This window comes from Flavobacterium sp., from assembly GCF_039916025.1.
GTDB lineage: Bacteria > Bacteroidota > Bacteroidia > Flavobacteriales > Flavobacteriaceae > Flavobacterium.
On record NZ_JBDSMB010000193.1, the window covers coordinates 1 to 1750 of the forward strand.

General features: G+C 36.4%; 1 protein-coding gene and 1 tRNA gene. Both read right to left on the bottom strand.

Features of this window, described 5'->3' with window-relative positions:
* Window positions 1-71, bottom strand: a tRNA-Glu gene (locus ABIQ27_RS14130).
* A 78-nt stretch (window positions 72-149) separates the two neighbouring features.
* Window positions 150-1628, bottom strand: a complete 1479-nt coding sequence (gene proS, locus ABIQ27_RS14135) for a proline--tRNA ligase (protein ID WP_348034563.1) — start codon at window positions 1626-1628, stop codon at window positions 150-152.
* Window positions 1629-1750 lie beyond the last annotated feature (122 nt).

Consider the following 1750-nt stretch of genomic DNA (forward strand, 5'->3'; position numbering starts at 1 on the left):
AGCCCGTAGGGGAATCGAACCCCTCTTACCAGGATGAAAACCTGGCGTCCTAACCGATAGACGAACGGGCCATCTTCCTGAATGCGGATGCAAAAATACAACTATTTTTTATTTTCGCAAGAGTCAGGATATATTTTTTTTCTTTTTTTTTAGTACGCCTTTGCAAACAGCACTCTACCAGCAGATTTGCCTCCGGAAAAAATGCATTTTCCTTCTTCTTCAACTCTATTTAATGGAATACAACGAATGGTTGCCTTGGTTAAATCCTTAATTTTTTCTTCCGTTTCCGGAGTTCCATCCCAATGTGCAGCAACAAATCCTGTTTTATTTTCCAAAACATCTTTGAATTTTTCAAAAGTATTTACTTCTGTAATGTGCGTATTTCTGTATTCCAAAGCGCGATTAAATAAATCAATTTGAATTTGTTCCAATAAATCCGAAATATAAGTTACAATTCCTTCTTTTGGTTTTACTTCTTTAGATAAAGTATCTCTTCGTGCAATTTCGAAAGTTCCGTTTTCTAAATCTTTTGGCCCAACAGCAATTCGCACCGGAACACCTTTCAATTCCCATTCGGCAAATTTAAAACCTGGTTTTTGTGTTGTTCTGTTATCAAACTTAACCGAGATATTTAGTTTTTTAAATTGAGCTGCTAATTCGTTTGCTACTGTTGAAATAGCTTCAAACTCTTCATCTGTTTTGAAAATTGGAACAATTACCACTTGAATTGGAGCTAAATTTGGCGGCAACACCAAACCATTATCATCTGAATGTGTCATGACTAAAGCTCCCATCAAACGGGTAGAAACTCCCCATGATGTTCCCCAAACGTGTTCCTGCTTCCCTTCTGCTGTAGCAAATTTCACATCAAAAGCTTTGGCAAAATTTTGCCCAAGAAAATGTGAAGTTCCTGCTTGCAATGCTTTTCCATCCTGCATCAAAGCTTCAATGCAATACGTTTCTTCAGCACCGGCAAAACGCTCAGTTTCTGTTTTCAGTCCTTTTATTACTGGAATAGCCATGAAATTTTCGGCAAAATCTGCATAGACATGCATCATTTTTTCAGATTCTTCAATGGCTTCTGCCTTAGTGGCATGCGCGGTGTGACCTTCCTGCCACAAAAACTCAGCAGTTCTAAGAAACAATCTTGTTCTCATTTCCCAACGAACTACATTGGCCCATTGATTAATTAACAATGGTAAATCTCTATACGATTGCACCCAGTTTTTATATGTCGACCAAATAATAGCTTCACTAGTTGGGCGAACAATAAGTTCTTCTTCCAATTTTGCATTTGGGTCAACCATTAATTTCCCTGGTTTATCAGGATCATTTTTTAATCTGTAATGAGTAACTATAGCACATTCTTTAGCAAATCCTTCCGCATTCTTTTCTTCAGCTTCAAACATACTTTTGGGCACAAAAAGAGGAAAATAGGCATTGCTATGTCCTGTTTCTTTAAACATTCTGTCCAATTCTGCCTGCATTTTTTCCCAAATAGCATAGCCGTATGGTTTGATAACCATACAACCTCTAACACCCGAATTTTCGGCTAAATCTGCCTTGACAACGAGCTCGTTATACCACTTTGAATAATCTTCTGCTCTTTTTGTTAAATCCTTACTCATATTGAATACTTTGGCATAAAAATTGTTTAACTAATTTTAACTAAATAGTTCGGCAAAACTAACTATTTTTGTATAGTCCAACAATTAAAAATGCTATAGATATGAAAACTTATTCTTATTCA